This is a genomic window from Polaromonas sp. P1_H6, from assembly GCF_056405195.1.
The window spans coordinates 53,637-71,103 of record NZ_JBFUCN010000016.1; the positions used below are offsets into that span (position 1 = coordinate 53,637).

Annotated in this window: 17 protein-coding genes; 11 read left to right on the forward strand and 6 right to left on the reverse strand. The window is 64.6% G+C overall.

The features are described 5' to 3' along the window. Nucleotides 1-27 precede the first annotated feature (27 nt). From infB to AC1D1F_RS15810, 6 genes are all read left to right on the forward strand, one after another. A complete protein-coding gene (infB, locus tag AC1D1F_RS15785) occupies nucleotides 28-2,931 on the forward strand; it encodes a translation initiation factor IF-2 (protein WP_477697310.1) in 2,904 nt (967 codons plus the stop codon). 69 nt (nucleotides 2,932-3,000) lie between these two features. After that, nucleotides 3,001-3,369 (forward strand): 30S ribosome-binding factor RbfA, encoded by a 369-nt coding sequence (rbfA, locus tag AC1D1F_RS15790; protein ID WP_436154760.1) that lies wholly within the window; start codon nucleotides 3,001-3,003, stop codon nucleotides 3,367-3,369. Between the two features lie 90 nt (nucleotides 3,370-3,459). Further along, nucleotides 3,460-4,494 carry a tRNA pseudouridine(55) synthase TruB gene (gene truB, locus AC1D1F_RS15795; RefSeq protein WP_477678161.1) on the forward strand — a complete coding sequence of 345 codons (1,035 nt, stop codon included), beginning with the start codon at nucleotides 3,460-3,462 and terminating at the stop codon, nucleotides 4,492-4,494. Nucleotides 4,495-4,542: 48 nt separating this feature from the next. Next, the gene (gene typA / locus AC1D1F_RS15800; protein ID WP_477651741.1) at nucleotides 4,543-6,369 is read left to right on the forward strand and encodes a translational GTPase TypA; all 1,827 of its coding nucleotides are present in this window, start codon (nucleotides 4,543-4,545) and stop codon (nucleotides 6,367-6,369) included. A gap of 116 nt (nucleotides 6,370-6,485) precedes the next feature. Next, on the forward strand, nucleotides 6,486-7,361 hold the full coding sequence (locus AC1D1F_RS15805; protein ID WP_477678163.1) for a DMT family transporter: 876 nt from the start codon (nucleotides 6,486-6,488) through the stop codon (nucleotides 7,359-7,361). Beyond that, on the forward strand, nucleotides 7,358-8,491 hold the full coding sequence (locus AC1D1F_RS15810; protein WP_477700770.1) for an enoyl-CoA hydratase/isomerase family protein: 1,134 nt from the start codon (nucleotides 7,358-7,360) through the stop codon (nucleotides 8,489-8,491). Before AC1D1F_RS15805 ends, AC1D1F_RS15810 begins: the two co-directional genes overlap by 4 nt. Before the next feature lie 12 nt (nucleotides 8,492-8,503). Here AC1D1F_RS15810 and AC1D1F_RS15815 read toward each other — a convergent pair whose 3' ends face one another. From AC1D1F_RS15815 to smpB, 4 genes are all read right to left on the reverse strand, one after another. Then, on the reverse strand, nucleotides 8,504-9,358 hold the full coding sequence (locus tag AC1D1F_RS15815) for an anti-sigma factor family protein (RefSeq protein WP_477697460.1): 855 nt from the start codon (nucleotides 9,356-9,358) through the stop codon (nucleotides 8,504-8,506). Nucleotides 9,359-9,371: 13 nt separating this feature from the next. Continuing rightward, nucleotides 9,372-9,896, reverse strand: coding sequence for a sigma-70 family RNA polymerase sigma factor (locus AC1D1F_RS15820; protein WP_477697461.1), 525 nt, complete (start codon nucleotides 9,894-9,896; stop codon nucleotides 9,372-9,374). A 54-nt stretch (nucleotides 9,897-9,950) separates the two neighbouring features. Beyond that, nucleotides 9,951-10,319: a COG4315 family predicted lipoprotein gene (locus AC1D1F_RS15825; RefSeq protein WP_477677190.1), complete on the reverse strand. Its 369-nt coding sequence runs from the start codon at nucleotides 10,317-10,319 to the stop codon at nucleotides 9,951-9,953. A gap of 125 nt (nucleotides 10,320-10,444) precedes the next feature. Further along, complete coding sequence (smpB, locus tag AC1D1F_RS15830) at nucleotides 10,445-10,978, reverse strand: SsrA-binding protein SmpB (RefSeq protein ID WP_411880407.1); 534 nt, start codon at nucleotides 10,976-10,978, stop codon at nucleotides 10,445-10,447. 67 nt (nucleotides 10,979-11,045) lie between these two features. Here smpB and AC1D1F_RS15835 point away from each other — a divergent pair, with 67 nt between their 5' ends. After that, on the forward strand, nucleotides 11,046-11,492 hold the full coding sequence (locus AC1D1F_RS15835) for a type II toxin-antitoxin system RatA family toxin (RefSeq protein WP_477651746.1): 447 nt from the start codon (nucleotides 11,046-11,048) through the stop codon (nucleotides 11,490-11,492). Next, on the forward strand, nucleotides 11,479-11,835 hold the full coding sequence (locus AC1D1F_RS15840; protein ID WP_477677189.1) for an RnfH family protein: 357 nt from the start codon (nucleotides 11,479-11,481) through the stop codon (nucleotides 11,833-11,835). Before AC1D1F_RS15835 ends, AC1D1F_RS15840 begins: the two co-directional genes overlap by 14 nt. Nucleotides 11,836-11,883: 48 nt before the next feature. Here AC1D1F_RS15840 and AC1D1F_RS15845 read toward each other — a convergent pair whose 3' ends face one another. After that, nucleotides 11,884-12,426 (reverse strand): DUF4124 domain-containing protein, encoded by a 543-nt coding sequence (locus AC1D1F_RS15845; protein ID WP_477677188.1) that lies wholly within the window; start codon nucleotides 12,424-12,426, stop codon nucleotides 11,884-11,886. A gap of 178 nt (nucleotides 12,427-12,604) precedes the next feature. Between AC1D1F_RS15845 and guaB the strand changes: the two genes are divergently transcribed. The 3 genes from guaB to AC1D1F_RS15860 all read left to right on the forward strand — a co-directional run bounded on the left by guaB (nucleotide 12,605) and on the right by AC1D1F_RS15860 (nucleotide 16,389). Next, nucleotides 12,605-14,074: an IMP dehydrogenase gene (gene guaB, locus AC1D1F_RS15850; RefSeq protein ID WP_413330514.1), complete on the forward strand. Its 1,470-nt coding sequence runs from the start codon at nucleotides 12,605-12,607 to the stop codon at nucleotides 14,072-14,074. A gap of 67 nt (nucleotides 14,075-14,141) precedes the next feature. Beyond that, entirely contained in the window at nucleotides 14,142-15,761 is a 1,620-nt protein-coding gene (guaA, locus tag AC1D1F_RS15855; RefSeq protein ID WP_477677186.1) for a glutamine-hydrolyzing GMP synthase, read from the forward strand. A 25-nt stretch (nucleotides 15,762-15,786) separates the two neighbouring features. Beyond that, nucleotides 15,787-16,389, forward strand: coding sequence for a 2'-5' RNA ligase family protein (locus tag AC1D1F_RS15860; RefSeq protein WP_477677185.1), 603 nt, complete (start codon nucleotides 15,787-15,789; stop codon nucleotides 16,387-16,389). 3 nt (nucleotides 16,390-16,392) lie between these two features. Here AC1D1F_RS15860 and AC1D1F_RS15865 read toward each other — a convergent pair whose 3' ends face one another. Further along, entirely contained in the window at nucleotides 16,393-17,328 is a 936-nt protein-coding gene (locus AC1D1F_RS15865) for a DUF72 domain-containing protein (protein WP_477677184.1), read from the reverse strand. Nucleotides 17,329-17,467 lie beyond the last annotated feature (139 nt).

Here is a 17,467-nt window from a genome sequence, read left to right on the forward strand (position 1 = left end):
CATGAAAGGCCTGCAGGAAAAAAACATATGTCCAGTACCACTACCGTCGCTGAATTCGCAGCTGAACTCAATAAATCTCCCGCCACGCTGATCGAGCAATTGACCAGCGCGGGCGTCGCCAAGGCGCAAGCCAGCGACCCCCTGTCCGAGGCGGACAAGCAAAAGCTCCTGGGCTATTTGCAGGCCAGCCATGGCACTGTCACGGCCGAGCGCAAAAAAATCACGCTGGTGAAGAAGTCCACCAGCGAAATCAAGCAAGCCGATGCCACCGGCAAGGCGCGCACCATCCAGGTGGAAGTCCGCAAAAAACGCACCTTCGTCAAACGCGACGACGGCTCGGACCTGCCCGCCGAAGAAGTCCAGCCTGAGGTGGCCGCGCCGCCGCCGGCCCCCGTCATCGATGACGCCGAACTGATCCGCCGCGAGGAAGAAGCCAGCCGCCATGCCGAGCTGCTGCGCCGCCAGGAGCAGGAACTCGCCGAAAAACGCCGCCTGCGCGATGAGCAGGATGCGAAGGACGCCGCGCGCGAACAGGAACGCCTGGCCGCCGAGCAGGCCGCCCAGGCAGCCGCTGCCGCCGCCGATGCCGTGAAGAAAGCCAAGCCCGCGACCGGCAAGGCCGCCAAGGAAGCCTCCGCACCGACCGCCGCCGCCGCCAAGGCCGCCGAAACCGCTGCTGCCGAGCAGGTCACCAAGGCGGCCGACGCCGCCGCAGCTGCGGCCACGGCCAAAGCCAAGGCCACCGCTGAATTCCAGGCTGACGCCGCCAAGGCGCAGGAACTGCAGGAACGCCGCCGCAAGGCCGAAGCCGAAGCCGCTGGCATCCGCGCCATGATGTCCGCACCCAAGCGCGTACTGGTGCCGCACGTCGACCCCAAGGCGGCCATCAAGGGCACGCTGCACAAACCGGCCGCCGTGCCGGGCGCAGCCGCCAAGCCGGGCGCTCCCGCAGCCGCGGGCGCACCGGGCGCCGCCGGCAAGAAGGAAGTCAAGTCGGAGAACCTGTCTTCGACCTGGAAGGACGACGCCGCCAAGAAGAAGGGCATCCCGAGCCGTGGCGCACCTGTCGTGCCCGGACGCGGCAATTTCCGCAGCGGCCCGCGCGGCCGCCGCGGCAACGACCGCGAGGCACGTCCCGAGTCCACCTTTGTGGCGCCGACCGAGTTCAAGGTCATCGAAGTGCATGTGCCTGAAACCATCACCGTGGCCGAACTCGCCCACAAGATGAGCGTCAAGTCGTCCGAGGTGATCAAGCACCTGATGAAGCTTGGCCAGATGGTCACCATCAACCAGCCGCTGGACCAGGATACCGCCATGATCGTGGTGGAAGAAATGGGCCACAAGGCGGTGACGGCTTCGCTGGACGATCCGGAAGCCTTTGCCGACGAAGATGTGCAAGGCCAGCAGGCCGAGTTGCTGCCGCGCGCGCCTGTCGTGACCGTCATGGGCCACGTCGACCATGGCAAGACCTCGCTGCTCGACTACATCCGCCGCGCCAAGGTTGCCTCCGGCGAAGCCGGCGGCATCACCCAGCACATCGGCGCCTACCACGTGGAAACCCCGCGCGGCATGGTGTCCTTCCTGGATACCCCGGGCCACGAGGCGTTCACCGCCATGCGTGCCCGCGGCGCCCAGGCGACCGACATCGTGATCCTGGTGGTCGCGGCCGACGACGGCGTCATGCCGCAGACCAAGGAAGCCATCAAGCATGCCAAGGCTGCCGGCGTTCCCATCGTTGTGGCGATCAACAAGATCGACAAGCCGGGCATCAACCTGGAACGCGTCAAGGGCGAACTGGTCACCGAAGAGGTGATTCCCGAAGAGTTCGGCGGCGACGTTCCTTTTGTCGGCGTCTCGGCCCATACCGGCGCCGGTGTCGACGCCTTGCTCGAGCAGGTGCTGCTGCAGGCCGAAGTGCTTGAACTGAAGGCGCCTGTCGACGCGCTGGCCAAGGGTCTGGTGATTGAAGCCCGCCTCGACAAGGGCCGCGGCCCGGTCGCGACCGTGCTGATCCAGGCCGGCACACTGAAGGCCGGCGACGTGGTGCTGGCCGGTTCGACCTATGGCCGCGTGCGCGCCATGCTGGATGAAAACGGCAAGCCGATCAAAACGGCAGGCCCGTCGATCCCGGTGGAAATCCAGGGTCTGACGGAAGTGCCGCAGGCCGGCGATGAATTCATGGTCATGCTCGACGAGCGCCGTGCCCGTGAAATCTCCACCTACCGTGCCGGCAAGTTCCGCAACACCAAGCTGGCCAAGCAGCAGGCCGCCAAGCTGGAGAACATGTTCTCCGACATCGGCGCCGGCGAAGTCAAGATGCTGCCTATCATTATCAAGGCCGATGTGCAGGGCTCGCAGGAAGCGCTGTCCCAGTCGCTGCTCAAGCTCTCGACCGACGAGGTCAAGGTCCAGCTGGTGTACTCCGGTGTCGGTGGCATTTCCGAGTCGGACGTCAATCTGGCCATCGCCTCCAAGGCAGTGGTGATCGGGTTCAACACCCGCGCCGATGCCCAGGCCCGCAAGCAGGCCGAAAACAACGGCGTGGACATTCGTTACTACAACATCATTTATGACGCTGTGGACGAACTGCGCGCCGCGATGTCGGGCATGCTGACGCCGGACAAGAAGGAAGAAGTCATCGGCAATGCCGAGATTCGCCAGGTGTTCAAGGTCAGCAAGATCGGTTCGATCGCCGGCTGTATGGTCACCGCCGGTGTGGTTCGCCGCACGGCGCGCCTGCGCCTCCTGCGCGAAAACGTGGTCATCTTCACGGGTGAACTCGACTCGCTCAAGCGTTTCAAGGACGATGCCAAGGAAGTCAAGGAAGGCTTCGAGTGCGGCTTGAACATCAAGAACTACAACGACATCCAGGTTGGCGACATCCTGGAGTTCTTTGAAATCAGGGAAGTGGCCAGAACGCTGGAAGCCTGAACCACGTGAATCCGCCCGCAGCCCACCAGGCTGCCGGGCTTCACGCCAAAGGCCTCAACACTTTTTGACATGCGCAAGAAATCCACCACCCCCAACCGCGGTTTTCGCGTTGCCGACCAGATCCAGCGCGATCTGACGGAGCTGATCGCGCGCGAACTCAAAGACCCGCGGGTCGGGATGGTGACCGTCCAGGCAGTCGAAGTGACAGCCGATTACGCGCATGCCAAGGTGTTTTTCAGCGTGCTCGTCGGCGACCCAAAAGAGTGCGAGGAAGCGCTCAACCAGGCCGCGGGCTTCCTGCGCAACGGCCTGTTCAAGCGCTTGATGACGCACACCGTGCCGACCCTGCATTTCCATTTCGACCGCACGACCGAACGCGCGGCCGACATGAACGCCTTGATTGCCAAGGCGGTCTCCTCCCGCGCCCAAGACGACTGAGTTCGCGCCGTTCCCCTTGATGACAGGTTCAGGGACAACGGCGCCAACGAAGCGCCCGGTTTGTCCCGTGCGCTGAACCTGTCGGAATTTATGACGCAAACTTCTTCTCATCGCCAGAAAATCCAGCGACGTCCCGTGCACGGCGTGCTGCTGCTCGACAAGCCGCTGGGCCTGTCGAGCAACCAGGCCTTGCAGAAGGCCAAATGGCTGCTGCGCGCCGACAAGGCCGGCCACACCGGCACGCTGGACCCGCTGGCCACCGGCGTACTGCCGTTGTGTTTTGGCGCGGCCACCAAATTCAGCCAGATCCAGCTCGACGCCAACAAGACCTATGAAGCCGTGCTGCTGCTGGGCACCAAAACCAGCACCGCCGATGCCGAGGGCGACGTGATTGAAACCCGGCCCGTGCCGGAGATCACGCCGGCCCTGCTGCAAGACCTGACGGCGCGTTTCACCGGCCCGCTGGCGCAGGTGCCGCCCATGTACTCGGCGCTCAAGAAAGACGGCAAGGCGCTGTACGAATATGCCCGCAAGGGCCAGGAAGTCGAGCGGGAGGCCCGCCACATCACCATCTTCGCGCTGGAAATGGCCGTGGTCCACGACGCGCGCGCGCCGGCTGCCATCAAGATCACGGTGAGCTGCAGCAAGGGCACCTACATCCGCACGCTGGGCGAAGACATCGGCGAGGCCATAGGTTGCGGCGCGCACCTGGGTTCGCTCAGGCGGCTGGAGACCGGCGGCTACACCACCCAGCAGTGCGTCAGCTTGCCGGCCCTGGAAGCCATGACCGAGCCCGAGCGCGAAGCCTGCCTGCTGCCGCCGCAGACCCTGGTGGCGGCGTACCCGTCTGTCACATTGGACGCCGACAATGCAGGGCGGTTTTTAAGCGGCCTGCGCCGTCGGGGCGCGCCCGGCCAGTGGGGCGCCGATGCGCCGCTGGTACAGGTCTACGGTCCGGGGCAGGGCGGCGAGGTGCCGGCCTTCCTGGGTTCGGCCCACATCACGGCCGACGAACTGATTCCGCAGCGCCTGCTGAGCCCGGTCGAGATCCAGGACATCCTGGCGGCCGCACAGAGTTCCGGCCATGCCGCGCCCACGGGTGCGGCGGCCCTTGTCCATCACTAACAGTTTTTTTGCCAGTTTTGACGTTTTAAAGTTCCCAGAAAGCCAACCATGAGCCACAAACAGATCCGCAATATCGCCATCATCGCCCACGTTGACCATGGCAAAACCACCATGGTCGACCAGTTGCTGCGCCAGTCCGGCACCTTCGCCGAGCACGAAAAAGTGGTCGACACCGTGATGGACAACAACGCCATCGAAAAAGAACGCGGCATCACCATCCTGGCCAAGAACTGCGCCGTGACCTGGGAAGGCACGCACATCAACATCGTCGACACCCCGGGCCACGCCGACTTCGGCGGTGAAGTGGAGCGCGCGCTGTCCATGGTCGACGGCGTGGTGCTGCTGATCGACGCGCAGGAAGGCCCCATGCCCCAGACGCGCTTCGTGACCAAGAAAGCGCTGGCCCTGGGCTTGAAGCCCATCGTGGTGGTCAACAAGGTCGACAAGCCGGGCGCCAATCCCGACAAGGTGGTCAACGCCGCCTTCGACCTGTTCGACAAACTGGGCGCGACCGACGAACAGCTCGACTTCCCGGTGGTCTATGCCTCCGGCATCAACGGCTGGTCTTCGCTCGAGGAAGGTCCTCCCAACGAACAGTGGGGTCCCGACATGTCGGCCCTGTTCAATACCATCCTCAAGCACGTCCCGTCCCAGAACGGCGACCCGGCGGCACCGCTGCAACTGCAGATCTCCGCGCTTGACTTCTCGACCTTCGTGGGCCGCATCGGCGTGGGCCGCATCAGCCAGGGCACCATCAAGCCCATGATGGACGTCGTGGTCATGGAAGGCCCGGACGGCAAGGCCGTCAAAGGCCGCGTCAACCAGGTCCTGACTTTCCAGGGCCTGGAGCGCGTGCAGGCCACCGAAGCCGGCCCCGGCGAGATCGTGCTGATCAACGGCATTACCGACATCGGCATCGGCGTGACCATCACCGACCCGACCAACCCGGCACCGCTGCCCATGCTCAAAGTGGACGAGCCGACGCTGACCATGAACTTCTGCGTCAACACCAGCCCGCTGGCCGGCCGTGAAGGCAAGTTCGTCACCAGCCGCCAGATCTGGGACCGCCTGCAGAAAGAGCTGCAGCACAACGTCGCCCTGCGCGTCAAGGAAACCGACGAAGAAGGTATTTTTGAAGTCATGGGCCGCGGCGAACTGCACCTGACCATCCTGCTGGAAAACATGCGCCGCGAAGGCTATGAACTGGCCGTCTCCAAGCCGCGCGTGGTGTTCAAGGAGGTCAACGGTGAAAAGCACGAACCTATCGAGCTGGTCACCGCGGACATCGAAGACCAGCACCAGGGCGGTGTGATGCAGGCACTGGGCGAGCGCAAGGGCGAGCTGGTGAACATGGAGCCGGACGGCCGCGGCCGTGTGCGCCTCGAGTACCGCATCCCGGCGCGCGGCCTGATCGGCTTCACCAACGAATTCCTGAACCTGACGCGCGGTTCCGGCCTGATCTCCAACATCTTCGACAGCTACGAAGCGCACAAGGGCGAGATCGGCGGCCGCAAGAACGGCGTGCTGATCTCCATGGACGACGGTGAAATTTTCACCTACGCCCTGGGCAAGCTGGACGACCGCGGCCGCATGTTCGTGCGCGCCAACGACCCGGTGTACGAAGGCATGATCGTCGGTATCCACAGCCGCGACAACGACCTGGTGGTCAACGCCACGCGCACCAAGCAGCTGACCAACTTCCGCGTTAGCGGCAAGGAAGACGCGATCAAGATCACGCCGCCGATTGAATGCACGCTGGAATACGGCGTGGAATTCATCGAGGACGACGAACTGGTCGAAATCACGCCCAAGTCCATCCGCCTGCGCAAGCGCCACCTGAAAGAAAGCGACCGTAAACGCGCTGGCCGTTCTTGAGATAAGGCCACTCCGGCCGCATGATGCGGCAGGAGATTGTCAAAGGCCGCTGCGCGCAAGCTTCAGCGGCCTTTGCTTTTATGTCTGCACAACAGCCTGAATTGATTGCCCATCCCATGAAACTCACGCATTCCCGCGCCGTTTTCCTGATGATCCTCGTGACCATGATGTGGTCGATCGCCGGCGTTGTGACACGCCACCTGGAGTCAGCCCGCAGCTTTGAAGTCACCTTCTGGCGCAGCTTTTTCACGGTGGTGTCGCTGCTGGTCATCCTGCCGTTTTTCCAGGGCAGGGCGGTGTTCACCAAGATACGCAACGGCGGCTCGGCCTTCTGGCTGTCGGGCGTCTGCTGGAGCGTGATGTTCACGGCCTTCATGGTCGCGCTCACGATGACCACCGTGGCCAATGTGCTGGTGACCATGGCGCTCAGCCCCTTCCTCACGGCCTTGCTGGCCCGCGCCTTCATCGGCCACAGCATTCCCGCGCGGACCTGGCTGGCCATTGCCATGGCCGGCGCCGGCATTGCCTGGATGTACGGCGGACAGATGGACCTTTCCAGCCACATCGGCGGCACCCTGGTGGCCCTGATGGTGCCGCTGGCCAGCGCCAGCAACTGGACGGTGGTGCAGCACAGCCGCGCCCACGGCAAGAATGTCGACCTGGTGCCCGCGGTGCTGCTGGGTGCGGTGATCTCGACGCTGGCCACCTTGCCGCTGTCGCTGCCTTTCTCCGCCACGGCGCATGACATCGGCTTGCTGGCATTGCTGGGCCTGGTGCAGCTGGCCATTCCTTGTGTGTTGTCGGTGATGTGCGCCGGCGTGCTCAAGGCGCCGGAAGTCGCCTTGCTGGCGCTGCTGGAAGTGATTTTCGGGATCTTGCTGGCCTGGTTCGGCGCGGGCGAGGTGCCCGGCGCGAGTGTGCTGACAGGCGGCGCCCTGGTGATAGGCGCGCTGGTGGTCAATGAACTGGTTGGATGGAGGCAGCGGGCATGAGCGATATGAATACGAATACGGAAACCAGGGCTGAGGTCCTGCTTGAGCGGCGCGGTAATGCCGGGCTGATCACGCTGAACCGGCCCAAAGCCCTCAACGCGCTGTCGCTCCCCATGATCCGCGAGTTGTCCGCCGCCCTGCTGGCCTGGCGCGACGACCCGGCGATCCATGTGGTGGCCATACGCGGCACCAACAAAAAAGGCCAGCCCGGCACGCCGGAGAGCCTGTTCGGCGGTTTTTGCGCCGGCGGCGACATCCGCTTTTTCCACCATGCGGTGTTCGCTGGCGATTCCGCGCTGGAAGACTTCTTCACCGAGGAATACGCCCTCAACCACCTCATCCACACCTACCCCAAGCCCTACATCGCCTTTATGGACGGCGTGGTCATGGGCGGCGGCATGGGAATCAGCCAGGGTGCGCGGGTGCGCATCGTTACCGAGCACACCAAGATGGCCATGCCCGAGACCAACATCGGCCTGTTCCCCGACGTCGGCGGCGGTTATTTCCTGGGGCGTTGCCCCGGCCATGCCGGCGAATACCTGGCGCTGACGGGCGACGTGATCGGCGCGGACGAGGCGATGGCCTACGGCCTGGCCGACATCAAGGTCGACGCAGCCCGCCTGCCGGCTCTGTGGGAGGCCCTGGGCGCCCAGGCCTTCGGTTCAGCCGCCGCCGCCGAGGCGTGGATCGCGGCGCAGTGGACGGCAGGCCACACCCAGCCAGTGAAGGCCGACAGCAGGATCGACGGCTATTTTTCGCTGCTGCGTGTCAAACACATCGTCGATGCGCTGGAAGCCTCGCCGGATCCATGGGCGGCCAAAACCGCCGCCACCTTGCGCAAACGCTCGCCGTTGATGTTGCACGTCACGCTGGAGCAGATCCGCCGCGCCCGCGGCATGAGCCTGGCCGACGACCTGCGTATGGAGCGCGACATGGTGCATCACTGCTTTCACCTGCGCCCGGGCGCCGCCAGCGAGACCGTCGAGGGCATACGGGCCCTGGCCATTGACAAGGACTACAAGCCGCAGTGGAACCCGGCCCGCATCGAAGACGTCAAGCCCGGCATGGCGGATGCTTTTTTCGCCAGCCCCTGGACGCCTGAAACGCATCCCCTGCGCGGCCTGAAGTAAGCAAATCGAGGTTTAGAGTTGCTGGTACACCAGTTGCGCCAGCTTCATCAACTCGTCACGCGACACGGCGCCGCTCAGCGCGTAGCCGAAGCCTTGGTCCACCCAGTAAAACGAGGGCACCGGGCCGTCGCCGCTGTAGCGGAAGGCGGTTTCCCGGGCAGCGTCGGACGGCGGCTTGGGTACCGATGCGGCAGGTGAACCCGGATCCACGGCACCCAGGTACAAAGTCAGGCGCAAGCCGGCCGTATTCTGGAACATGAACTGCGCGCGGGCCCCGCCGTCACCGGATAGCAGCCTGCCGCCGACCAGCTCATAACCTTCCGCCGCCAGCAACGGCACCTTCAGCGGCCGGCCCACGCGTTTGGACAGCCACTGGACCAGGTGGTCCTGTTGCGCGGCCGTGACTTCGACGGGATGGCGGACTTCGGGCGAAAACACGGCGTGCGCCAGCGAAGCCTGGTGCACAAAGGATTGCGCCGAACGCGCCGAGGCGAGCTGTTGCGGTGCGGGGCCGCCGAGTTTCCCGTGCGACAGCCAGCCCACGCCAAAGGCCAGGATTACCGCCGCGGCCATGCCGCCCCAGCGCCGCCATTGCTCGACCTGTCGCCCGCCTTGCTGGCCGCGGCGCGCGGCAGCCAGCAAGGCGTCGGGGATGGCTTCATCCAGCAGCGGGCGGTGCAGGGCGCGCAGGGCCTCGCGCTGGGCTTTCCAGGCTTGCAGGATCGAGTGGGCGGCGGCGTCTTCGTCCAGTTGCGCTTCGAGTTCAGCCTGCCGGGCGGGCGGCAGCCGGCCGTCGACCAAGGCGTTGATCCGGTCGTGCAAGAGTTCGCCGTGGAGGGCGCGCGTTGTGTCGTTGGTTTTTTCCATGGAGGTCCTGCCTTTACTTCAGGCGCCTGAGCTGGGCCGGTGCGCCGGCGGCCGCCGATGCCGAGCCGTCCATCAGGTCGCGCAGGCGGCTGCGCGCGCGCGACAGGCGGGACATGACCGTCCCGACCGGCACGCCGGTGATCTTTGAGACCTCCTCGTAGCTGAGGTCTTCGAGGCTGACCAGCAGCAGCACGGCCCGCTGGTCTTCCGGCAGGCGCAGCAGGCAGCGCTGCAGGTCCAGCGACTGGGCCGTACCCGCCTCCGGCGCCGCCAGTTCGTTCTCGACCTCCTCGACGTTGACCGTGGCGCCCGCGGCCGCCTGCCGCAGGGAGCGGCGAAGCTGGTTGACGAAGATGTTGTGCATCAGCGTGAACAGCCAGGCACGCAGGTCGCTGCCCGCCAGCCACAGCCGCCATCTGGAGCAGGCACGCTCCAGCGTGTCCTGCACCAGGTCGTCGGCCGCCCAGGCGTCGCCCGTCAGCGCGCGCGCATAGCGGCGCAGGCTGGGGATGTGGTCGGTCAGCGGAAAGTGGGTCATGCGTCAGGCAAAGCCTGCTGCCATCGTAGCGGGAGGTGCGGCAGGCGTGCGGCGTCAGGGCTTGACGACGTGCCAGACGGTGCCCACGTTGTCGCCGGTCTTGTCACCCGGCTTGCTGTCCTTGGCCCAGTAATACAGCGGCTTGCCTTTCAGGGCCCACTGCTTTTTCCCATCGTCACGGGTGATGATGGTGTAGTCGCCGGCGGCCTTGTCGGTGTCCGCGGCCATCAGCGGAGGCCAGTTGGTGGCGCAGCCGCCGTTGCAGACCGATTTGTCGGCCGTGTCCTTGTCAAAGACGTACAAGGTCATGCCGTTAGGGCCGACCAGCACGCCGTCGGCGGCCTTGGCCGGGCTTTGGGCGCTCGCGGAGGCGCAGAGGCCGAGCAGGCCGGCGGTCAACAGGGCAATGGGGAGCAGTTTCATGGGAATCTCCGGTGTGTTCAGGCAAATCAGGCAAAAGCAGCCTGCACTGGAGTAAACAGCCGCGGTGGGCGATTTATTCCATGGCACCGGAAATTCTTTTATGACGGGCCCCGAAGGGCCGGCGGTCAGCGGTTGCGGGACTTCATCGCGCGCTCGACCTCGCGCTTGCCTTCGCGGTCCTTGATGGTGTCGCGCTTGTCGTGCTCACCCTTGCCCTTGGCCAGGCCGATCTCGCATTTGACCTTGCCGGCCTTCCAGTGCATGTTCAGCGGCACCAGGGTGAAACCTTTTTGCTCGACCTTGCCGATCAGCCTGCGGATCTCTTCCTTGTGCATCAGCAGTTTTTTGGTCCGCACCGAGTCGGGCCGCACGTGGGTGGAGGCCGTGCCCAGCGGGTTGATCTGGCAGCCGATGATGAACAGCTCGCCGCCGCGCACCACCACATAGCCGTCGGTGAGCTGCACCTTGCCTTCGCGCAGGGACTTCACTTCCCAGCCTTCCAGCACCATGCCTGCTTCGAAGCGCTCCTCGATGTGATAGTTGAAAAGCGCCTTTTTGTTATCGGCAATGCGCACGGCCGCTGCCGCGGCCTTGGGGGAAAGGTTTGCGGAAGGCGTTGCGGCCGTTTTTTTGGAGGAGGATGCTTCTTTGGTGGCCATGGATAAAAGATAGGGGCGAAAATCGGAAAGTACACTGCCAATACAATTGCGCCCAGCCCTCGATTGTATGAAAACCGTTCACAAGTCCGTTTTAATCTGGTACAGCGCCGCCGAGATGTACGCCCTGGTCACCGACGTGGCCCGCTATCCCGAGTTTTTGCCGTGGTGCGACCAGGCCTCGGTGCTGGAGGAAAACGCGCACGGCATGACGGCTAAAGTGGGCCTCTCCATCGCCGGCCTCTCGCAAAGTTTCACCACCCGCAATGTCCACGAAAAAGACCGCAAGGTCAGCCTGAAGCTGGTCGATGGGCCGTTTTCAAAACTGGACGGCCACTGGGATTTCACGCCGGTGGGCAAAGGCAGCGAAAGGGCCTGCAAGGTCGAGTTCAGCCTGCGTTATGACTTCGACAATGCCGCGCTGGCGGCGCTGGTCGGCCCCGTGTTCGACAAGATCGCGGGCAGCCTGGTCGATGCGTTTGTCAAAAGAGCGTCGGACGTCTATGGCGAGCCCTGAGGGCGGCGCGCCGCTCACCATCAGCCTGGTTTATTCACCCGCGCCGCGGCAGGTGCGCGAATGGTCGCTGGAACTCCCGGCCGGTGCGACGGTGGCCCGGGCGCTGGCGGCCAGCGGGGTGCTCGATGAATTTGCGGAACTGCGGGCCGGCCGCCTGGTCCTGGGCATCTGGGGCCGCAAAACCACGCCGGGACACGTGCTGCGGGACCAGGACCGGATTGAAATTTACAGAGGCCTGCGTGTAGACCCCAAGGTGGCGCGCCGCGAGCGCTTCAACCGCCAGGGCGCCAAGAGCGCCGGGCTGTTTGCCAAAACCCGGGCCGGCGCCAAGGCCGGGTATTGAAGAAGAGAGGAGAGGCGAGATGCGGGCCTGCGGCTCAAGCCCTTGTTTCTATTTGCAGTCGCCACTCACAACGGCCTGAGTCCGCTTGATTTCCGCAGCCCTGGCGTTGTCATCCATATAGTCGCGTTCGCCCTTGGCATTGGTGATGGGGACGCGCTGGCCTGACTGCAGACCTGCCAGCGTTTTTTTAGCTCGTTCGCAGTTGTCGGCCTTGGCTTTCGCGATTTTTTCCTGCTCAGCCTGCTTTTTCGCGGCTTCTTCGTCTTCCGCCTGCTTTTTCTTGGCTTCGAGCTGCGCATCCTTGCCGGTCAGCTTGGGGGCATTGGCGGCGGTTTTGGTCGCCGCTGCAGAGGCCGCCCCAGCGGGAGCGGCGGCCGGGTCGTCAATGGGCGTCACCACAACGGATTTTCCCTTGGCTCCGCGTGGCATCTTCAAGATGTTTTTTTCGGGAATGTCGGCCGGCGGCGAGCGGTCGCTGTAGACCTTGCGGCCGTCTTTGTCTATCCATTGCCATTGCGCCAAAGCGGTGACTGAAAAAGCGCTGCCGGCGATGGCCAGTATGAGTGTTCTTGAGACGAGTTTGAGGTCCATTTCGCCAGTGTAGCGCTGTGTGGCGCGGTTTTCGGCCTATTCGGAAGCAAAGCGCCGGCAAAGCTGCCTTTTTACAACCTGGGCGCAACGGCAGCCAAACCGCACCGGAACGTGGCTAGGGGTTAGTACCGACGGGTCTTTGCGACAAGGGTACAATCGTGTTTTTGGAGCCATCCCTATGCGCCTACTCGGCAAAGCGCTCACCTTCGACGACGTATTGTTGGTGCCAGCGTTCTCCCAGGTCCTGCCCAAGGACACTTCACTTTCCACCCAATTCTCCCGAAACATCCGCCTGAACCTGCCGCTCGTGTCAGCGGCCATGGACACGGTCACCGAAGCCCGGCTGGCCATCGCCATCGCCCAGGAAGGCGGCATAGGCATCGTTCACAAAAACCTCACGGCCCAGCAGCAGGCCGCTGAAGTCGCCAAGGTCAAGCGCTACGAAAGCGGCGTGCTGCGCGACCCGGTCGTCATCACCCCCACCCATACCGTTCGCCAAGTCATGGCCCTGAGCGAGCAGCTCGGCATCTCCGGCTTCCCGGTCATCGACGGCGGCCGTGTCGTCGGCATCGTCACGGGGCGCGACATGCGCTTCGAATCGCGCATGGACGTGCCGGTCAGCACCATCATGACGCCGCGCGAGCGCCTCATCACCATCTCCGAAACCGCCTCGCTGTCCGACGCCAAGGCGCTGCTGAACAAGCACCGCCTCGAGCGCGTGTTGCTGGTCAATGACAACTTCGAGCTCAAGGGCCTGATTACCGTCAAGGACATCACCAAACAGACCACCTTCCCGAATGCCGCACGCGACTCGCACGGCCAGCTGCGCGTGGGCGCCGCCGTCGGGGTGGGTGAGGGCACCGAAGAGCGCGTCGAAGCCCTGGTGAAAGCCGGCGTCGATGCCATCGTCGTCGATACCGCCCACGGCCACAGCAAAGGCGTGCTCGACCGGGTGCGCTGGGTCAAGCAAAACTACCCGCAGGTCGACGTCATCGGCGGCAACATCGCCACGGGCGCGGCCGCGCTGGCGCTGGTGGAAGCCGGTGCAGACGGCGTCAAGGTCGGCATAGGCCCCGGCAGCATCTGCACCACCCGCATCGTCGCAGGCGTCGGCGTGCCGCAGATCATGGCCATCGACAACGTCGCCACCGCGCTGCGCGGCACCGGCGTCCCGCTGATCGGCGACGGCGGCATCCGTTACAGCGGCGACATCGCCAAGGCCATCGCGGCGGGCGCCAACACGGTGATGATGGGCGGCATGTTTGCCGGCACCGAAGAAGCGCCAGGCGAGGTCATCCTGTTCCAGGGACGCAGCTACAAGAGCTACCGCGGCATGGGCAGCATAGGCGCCATGCAGCAGGGCAGCGCCGACCGCTACTTCCAGGAATCGAGCACCGGCAACCCGAACGCCGACAAGCTGGTGCCCGAAGGCATCGAAGGCCGGGTACCTTACAAGGGCTCCATGGTTGCCATCGTGTTCCAGATGGCCGGCGGCCTGCGGGCCAGCATGGGCTACTGCGGTTGCCCCACCATCGAGGACATGCGCGACAAGGCCGAGTTCGTCGAAATCACATCGGCCGGCATCCGCGAAAGCCACGTGCACGACGTGCAGATCACCAAAGAAGCGCCGAACTACCGCGCTGATTGAATGTGACCTAGCCGGCCAGGGCGTCTTGAAAGACGCCCTTTCTTTTTTTGCCTTGAAGAAGCCCCTCATGCAACACCAGAAAATCCTCATCCTCGATTTCGGCTCACAGGTCACCCAGCTGATCGCGCGCCGCGTGCGCGACGCCCACGTATTTTGCGAAGTCCATCCCTGCGACGTCAGCGACGAATGGGTTCGCGAGTACGCCAAGGACGGCACGCTCAAGGGCGTGATCCTCTCCGGCAGCCATGCCAGCATCTACGAGGAAACCACCGACAAGGCGCCGCAAGCCGTCTTTGAGCTGGGCCTGCCGGTGCTGGGCATCTGTTACGGCATGCAGGCCATGGCGCACCAGCTGGGCGGCAAGGTCGAAGGCGGCCACAAGCGCGAGTTCGGTTCCGCCGACGTGCGCGCCCGCGGCCACACCGCGCTGCTGAAAGACATCGCCGACTACACCACGCCCGAAGGCCAGGGCATGCTCGACGTCTGGATGAGCCACGGTGACAAGGTCACCGAAATGCCGCCCGGCTTTAAGCTCATGGCATCCACCGATTCCTGCCCCATCGCCGGCATGGCCGACGAAGAGCGCCGCTTCTACGCGGTGCAGTTCCACCCCGAGGTCACGCATACAAAGCAGGGCAACGCCATCCTCAAGCGCTTTGTGCTCGAGATCTGCGGCACGCGCCAGGACTGGGTCATGGGCGACTACATCAGCGAAGCCGTCGAAAAAATCCGCCAGCAGGTCGGCGACGAAGAGGTCATCCTGGGCCTGTCGGGCGGCGTCGATTCATCGGTGGCCGCCGCCCTGATCCACCGTGCCATCGGTGACCAGCTGACCTGCGTCTTCGTCGACCACGGCCTGCTGCGCCTCAACGAAGGCGACATGGTGATGGACATGTTTGTCGGCAAGCTGCATGCCAAAGTGATCCGCGTCGATGCCAGCGACCAGTTCCTCGGCCACCTGGCCGGTGTGAGCGAGCCCGAGGCCAAGCGCAAGATCATCGGCCGCGAGTTTGTCGAGGTGTTCAAGGCCGAAGCCGCCCGCCTCAAGGCCGGCGACGGTGGCCACAAAGGCGCCAAATGGCTGGCCCAGGGCACGATCTACCCCGACGTCATTGAGTCCGGCGGCGCCAAGAGCAAAAAAGCCGTCACCATCAAGAGCCACCACAACGTGGGCGGCCTGCCCGAACAGTTGGGCCTGAAGCTGCTGGAGCCGCTGCGCGAGCTGTTCAAGGATGAAGTCCGCGAACTCGGCGTCGCGCTGGGCCTGCCCCACGACATGGTCTACCGCCACCCCTTCCCAGGCCCCGGCCTGGGTGTGCGCATCCTCGGCGAAGTCAAAAAGGAATACGCCGACCTGTTGCGCCGCGCCGATGCGATCTTCATCGAGGAACTGCGCAACTTCAAGGACGCCGCCACCGGCAAGACCTGGTATGACCTCACCAGCCAGGCTTTCACCGTCTTTTTGCCGGTGAAAAGCGTGGGCGTGATGGGCGATGGCCGCACCTACGATTACGTGGTGGCCCTGCGCGCGGTGCAAACCAGCGACTTCATGACAGCCGACTGGGCCGAGCTGCCGTATGCGCTGCTCAAAAAGGTCTCCGGCCGCATCATCAACGAAGTGCGCGGCATCAACCGCGTCACCTACGACGTCAGCAGCAAGCCGCCGGCGACGATTGAGTGGGAATAAGCCGGGAATAGGGCGGAATTCAGGCATGGCCGGGCAATCCTCATTTCCAGGCTTTGAAGAAGCCAAACCCACTGACCGCCTGTTTCTGGCGCTGTTTCCTCCGGCAGACACCGCGCTGCAAATAGCGGAGCTCGCCGCGCAGATCCGTACCGCCCACAGCTTGCGCGGCCGGCCGCTGGAAGCCGCGCGCTTTCACATCACCCTGAACCACTTGGGCGACTACGCCGGCTTGCCGCCCGACGTCGTCAGGCAGGCCCACGCGGCCGCCGCCGAAGCCGCTGCCCTGACGCAGCCCTTCGCCGTCGCCTTCAACCGCGCGGAAAGCTTTGCCAGCATGCCGCGCAACCGGCCGCTGGTGCTGCGCGGCGAAGACCAAGGGCTCTCGGCCTTGATGGCTTTCCACAAGGTTCTGGGCACGGCGCTGAAGAAGGCCAGCCTGGGGCAGTGGGCCAAGCCCGGCTACACGCCGCACGTGACCTTGCTGTACGACGACAGCCTGCTGGGCGCCACGCCGGTGCCGCCCGTGGCCTGGACGGCCGGTGAGGTCGTGCTGGTGCGCAGCCTGCTGGGTGAAACCCGTCACGTCCACCTGGCGAGCTGGCCGCTGTCAGGACCGGCGCGGGCATAGGCCTCATGAATCGAACATGCCGCCTTGCCGGTCCAGCGGCTCCAGCGACAGCGTTTCTTCGGGCATCAGCCTTTCGGTGAGCCGGCGCGCGTCAAAAGGCGCCCGCACTTTCTGGTCGTTGTCGAAATAACAGAACACCTCGCGGCTGGCCCGCGCCCGCACTGGCTTGGCGGAGATACGTTGCGCATCTTGCGGTTCGCCGCCCGAAGCCCAGGTGCTGATGCGCGCTGCCCACCGGTCCAGCGCCTTGTCGCTGTAGCGGCCGCCGTAAAGCGTGTCGGGCCCATGCAGGCGAAGGTAGACAAAATCCGCCGTCAGGTCCTCGGCATAGGGCCAGTCCGCCACCGCCTCGGACACCACCAGCGCGGCGCCGTGGCGGCGCAGCATCTTGACGAAGGACTCTTCGAAGAAGCCCGGGTGGCGGATTTCAATCGCATGCCTGAGCCGGCGCTTGCGGTCGATTTCCAGGCAGGGGTGGTGCACGTGACTGTCGTGGTGGCGGCGCGCGAACTGCGCGGCAGCCTCGGTGTCGCGCGGCAGCAATCGCAAAAAAGCTTCGAACACCTCGGGCTTGAAGGGCATGCCGGGCGGAAACTGCCAGAGCAGGGGGCCGAGCTTGCCGCGCAGCTTAAAAATCCCCGAGGCAAGGAAGTTGGCCAGCGCGATCGGCACGCCGTCGCCTTCGAGGCGCAGCATGTGGGTCAGGTAGCGCGGCGCCTTCACGCTGAAGACAAAGCCGTCCGGCGTTTCGTCATGCCAGCGCTGGTAGCTGCTGGGGCGCTGAAGCGAATAGTGCGAGCCGTTGATCTCGATGGTCTGCATGGCGCGCGAGGCGAACGCGAGTTCATGCGCCTGGACCAACCCCGGCGGGTAGAACACACCGCGCCAGCCGGCATATTGCCAGCCTGAGATGCCGATGCGGATCCGGGGATGTTTCATGCCTGTGCTGCGCCTCAATGCCTGCGGCGAGGCCAGTTTGTGCGCTGTCGGGCCGGCCCCGCTGTAGGCTGGACCCGATTTTCCTTGTCGCGCGAATACCATGGTGCGTGGCACGGACCGGCCTGAAATTCCGGTTTTT

Coding starts and splice junctions, on each gene's coding strand:
- infB (WP_477697310.1), top strand. CDS start 28: ATGTCCAGTACCACTACCGTCGCTGAATTCGCAGCTGAACTCAATAAA.
- rbfA (WP_436154760.1), top strand. CDS start 3,001: ATGCGCAAGAAATCCACCACCCCCAACCGCGGTTTTCGCGTTGCCGAC.
- truB (WP_477678161.1), top strand. CDS start 3,460: ATGACGCAAACTTCTTCTCATCGCCAGAAAATCCAGCGACGTCCCGTG.
- typA (WP_477651741.1), top strand. CDS start 4,543: ATGAGCCACAAACAGATCCGCAATATCGCCATCATCGCCCACGTTGAC.
- AC1D1F_RS15805 (WP_477678163.1), top strand. CDS start 6,486: ATGAAACTCACGCATTCCCGCGCCGTTTTCCTGATGATCCTCGTGACC.
- AC1D1F_RS15810 (WP_477700770.1), top strand. CDS start 7,358: ATGAGCGATATGAATACGAATACGGAAACCAGGGCTGAGGTCCTGCTT.
- AC1D1F_RS15815 (WP_477697460.1), bottom strand. CDS start 9,358: ATGGAAAAAACCAACGACACAACGCGCGCCCTCCACGGCGAACTCTTG.
- AC1D1F_RS15820 (WP_477697461.1), bottom strand. CDS start 9,896: ATGACCCACTTTCCGCTGACCGACCACATCCCCAGCCTGCGCCGCTAT.
- AC1D1F_RS15825 (WP_477677190.1), bottom strand. CDS start 10,319: ATGAAACTGCTCCCCATTGCCCTGTTGACCGCCGGCCTGCTCGGCCTC.
- smpB (WP_411880407.1), bottom strand. CDS start 10,978: ATGGCCACCAAAGAAGCATCCTCCTCCAAAAAAACGGCCGCAACGCCT.
- AC1D1F_RS15835 (WP_477651746.1), top strand. CDS start 11,046: ATGAAAACCGTTCACAAGTCCGTTTTAATCTGGTACAGCGCCGCCGAG.
- AC1D1F_RS15840 (WP_477677189.1), top strand. CDS start 11,479: ATGGCGAGCCCTGAGGGCGGCGCGCCGCTCACCATCAGCCTGGTTTAT.
- AC1D1F_RS15845 (WP_477677188.1), bottom strand. CDS start 12,426: ATGGACCTCAAACTCGTCTCAAGAACACTCATACTGGCCATCGCCGGC.
- guaB (WP_413330514.1), top strand. CDS start 12,605: ATGCGCCTACTCGGCAAAGCGCTCACCTTCGACGACGTATTGTTGGTG.
- guaA (WP_477677186.1), top strand. CDS start 14,142: ATGCAACACCAGAAAATCCTCATCCTCGATTTCGGCTCACAGGTCACC.
- AC1D1F_RS15860 (WP_477677185.1), top strand. CDS start 15,787: ATGGCCGGGCAATCCTCATTTCCAGGCTTTGAAGAAGCCAAACCCACT.
- AC1D1F_RS15865 (WP_477677184.1), bottom strand. CDS start 17,328: ATGAAACATCCCCGGATCCGCATCGGCATCTCAGGCTGGCAATATGCC.